This window comes from Streptomyces capoamus, from assembly GCF_014654935.1.
In the GTDB taxonomy this organism is placed as follows: Bacteria; Actinomycetota; Actinomycetes; order Streptomycetales; family Streptomycetaceae; genus Streptomyces; species Streptomyces capoamus.
The window spans coordinates 1-3,099 of sequence record NZ_BNBF01000037.1 but is presented as its reverse complement, the minus strand read 5'-3'; the positions used below and the strand labels follow the sequence as shown (position 1 = coordinate 3,099).

Genomic DNA, 3,099 nt, shown 5'->3' with positions numbered 1-3,099 from the left:
CCTCCCGGATCCGGCGTGAGGCGAACGAGGAGTCGGAGGCCGCCAAGACGCTGGCCGAGCGGACGATGGCGGAGGCCATCGCCGAGGCCGAGCGGCTGCGCGCGGACGCGGGCGAGTACGCCCAGCGGGTGCGCACCGAGGCGTCGGACGCGCTCGCCGAGGCCGACCAGGCGGCGGCCCGTACCCGGGCGGACGCCCGCGAGGACGCCAACCGCATCCGCTCCGACGCCGCGACCCAGGCCGACACCCTCATCACCGAGGCCCGCAACGAGGCCGAACGGCTCCAGAACGACACCGTCGCGGAAGCCGACCGGGTCCGTGCCGAGGCGCTCGCCGACGCCGAGCGGCTGCAGGCGGAGACCACCGCCGAGGCCGAGCGGATCCGCAGGGAGGCGTCGGAGACCATCACCGAGGCCAACGAGGCGGCGGCCCGCACCCGGGCGGACGCCCGCGAGGACGCCAACCGCATCCGCTCCGACGCGGCCACCCAGGCCGACACCCTCATCACCGAGGCCCGCAACGAGGCCGAACGGCTCCAGAACGACACCGTCGCGGAAGCCGACCGGGTCCGTGCCGAGGCGCTCGCCGACGCCGAGCGACTGCTCGGGGAGGCCACCGACGAGGCGGAGCGGCTGCGCGCCGAGGCCGCCGAGACGGTCGGTTCCGCGCAGACGCACGCGGAGCGGCTGCGGGCCGAGGCCGAGCGGGCGAAGGCGGACGCGGAGGCGGAGGCCGAACGGCTCGTCAACTCCGCTCGGGAACAGGCCGAGCAGACCCTGGACGAGGCCCGCAAGGACGCCAACAAGCGGCGTTCGGAGGCGGCCGAGCAGGTCGACAAGCTCATCACGGAGACCACGGCCGAGGCCGACAAGCTGCTCACCGAGGCGCAGCAGCAGGCGCTGAAGGCCACCGCGGACGCCGAGTCGCAGGCCGACACGATGGTCGGCGCGGCCCGCAGCGAGGCCGACCGGATCGTCTCCGAGGCGACCATCGAGGGCAACTCGCTGGTGGAGAAGGCCCGTACGGACGCGGACGAGCTGCTGATCGGCGCCCGCCGGGACGCCACCGCGATCAGGCAGCGCGCCGAGGAGCTGCGCGACCGCATCACCGGAGAGATCGAGGAGCTGCACGAGCGGGCCCGCCGCGAGGCCGCCGAGACGATGAAGTCCACCGGCGACCGGTGCGACGCGCTCATCAAGGCCGCCGAGGAGCAGCTGGCGAAGGCCGAGGCCAAGGCGAAGGAGCTGGTCTCGGAGGCCAATTCCGAGGCGGGCAAGGTGCGGATCGCCGCGGTGAAGAAGGCGGAGGGGCTGCTCAAGGAGGCCGAGCAGAAGAAGGCCCGCCTGGTGAAGGAGGCCGAGGAGCTGAAGGCGGAGGCCGTTCGCGAGGCCCGGCGCACGGTCGAGGAGGGCAAGCGGGAGCTGGAGATCCTGGTGCGCCGGCGCGAGGACATCAACGCCGAGATCTCGCGCGTCCAGGACGTCCTGGAGGCGTTGGAATCCTTCGAGACCCCCGCGGCCGGCAAGGACGGCGGGGTCAAGGCGGGCGCCACGGTGGGTGCCCCCCGTTCGGGTGGCAAGTCGTCGGACAGCTAGCGCTGGAGGTGCGATCCGGTGTCTTCTGGGTGCTTTGCCCGTGTAGTTGGCAAGCCGTGCGACGGTCAGCCACCCGAAAGAGGTGCCATTCTCCAGATCAAAAGCGTATCCGCTCGATGACACACCGCTTCGGCCCCTAGGATTCCCCCTATCACCTCACTCACCGGTCTCATTCGACAGGAACCCCATGAGCGACACTTCCCCCTACGGCTTCGAGCTTGTGCGGCGTGGGTACGACCGCGCTCAGGTGGACGAACGTATCTCCAAGCTCGTCTCCGACCGTGACAGCGCTCTCACCCGCATCACCGCCCTGGAGAAGCGCATCGAGGAGCTGCACCTCGAAACGCAGAACGCCCAGGCTCAGATCACGGACGCCGAGCCGTCGTACGCGGGTCTCGGCGCGCGGGTCGAGAAGATCCTTCGCCTGGCCGAGGAAGAGGCAAAGGAGCTGCGTGAGGAGGCCCGGCGGGCGGCCGAGCAGCACCGCGACCTCGCCGAGTCGGCGGCCCAGCAGGTGCGCAACGACGCCGAGTCGTACGCGGCCGAGCGCAAGACCAAGTCCGAGGACGAGGGCGTCCGGATCGTCGAGAAGGCCAAGGCCGACGCGGCCCAGCTGCGCGCCGAGGCCCAGAAGGACGCGCAGTCCAAGCGCGAGGAGGCGGACGCCCTCTTCGAGGAGACCCGCGCCAAGGCCGCGCAGGCCGCCGCCGACTTCGAGACCAACCTGGCCAAGCGCCGCGAGCAGTCCGAGCGCGACCTGGCCTCGCGTCAGCAGAAGGCCGAGAAGCGCCTGGCGGAGATCGAGCACCGCGCCGAGCAGCTGCGCCTGGAGGCGGAGAAGCTGCGCACCGACGCCGAGCGCCGCGCCCGCCAGACGGTGGAGACCGCCCAGCGCCAGGCCGAGGACATCGTGGCCGACGCCAACGCCAAGGCCGACCGGATCCGTTCGGAGTCCGAGCGCGAGCTGGCGGCGCTCACCAACCGCCGCGACAGCATCAACGCCCAGCTGACGAACGTCCGCGAGATGCTGGCCACGCTGACCGGTGCCGCGGTGGCCGCGGCCGGCACGACCACCGACGACGAGCCGGTCTCCCGGGGCGTGCCCGCGCAGCAGTCCCGCTAGACCGAGCAGCCGTACGACCGCCGGGGGCGGCGGGACCTGTTCCCGCCGCCTCCTTCGCGTCCTCGCCTGCGACGACGATCCGGGTGCCGCCCGGGTACGGCAGTCGGACGCGCCCGGCGCACCGGTCGGCGGCCATGACGGCGTCGACTTCCCCGGCCCTGTCCTCGCCGGCCCGGCCGCTCGGCCCGAGTACGGCGACCCGCTCCGCACCGGGGGACACCGGCCGGGCGGCCCCGTCCACCCCGGCATGCCCCGGTCGCCGCCCGTCACCCCGGCGGCACACCGAGACCAGGTCGGCTCCGTGACGGGCCGCCGGCCGCGCGACCACGACGACGAAGGGGCACGCGCCGACCGCCTCCCCCAGGGCGGGCCGTGCCGTGA

At 73.2% G+C, this 3,099-nt stretch carries 2 protein-coding genes; both read left to right on the top strand.

Going from position 1 to position 3,099, the window contains the following annotated elements; translation table 11 throughout:
* A partial coding sequence (locus tag IE312_RS43275; RefSeq protein WP_502267006.1) for a polarized growth protein Scy-related protein occupies positions 1–1,595 on the top strand: 1,595 nt, incomplete at its 5' end.
* A 187-nt stretch (positions 1,596–1,782) separates the two neighbouring features.
* Positions 1,783–2,718, top strand: a complete 936-nt coding sequence (locus IE312_RS35235; protein ID WP_189986350.1) for a coiled-coil domain-containing protein — start codon at positions 1,783–1,785, stop codon at positions 2,716–2,718.
* Positions 2,719–3,099: the final 381 nt, after the last annotated feature.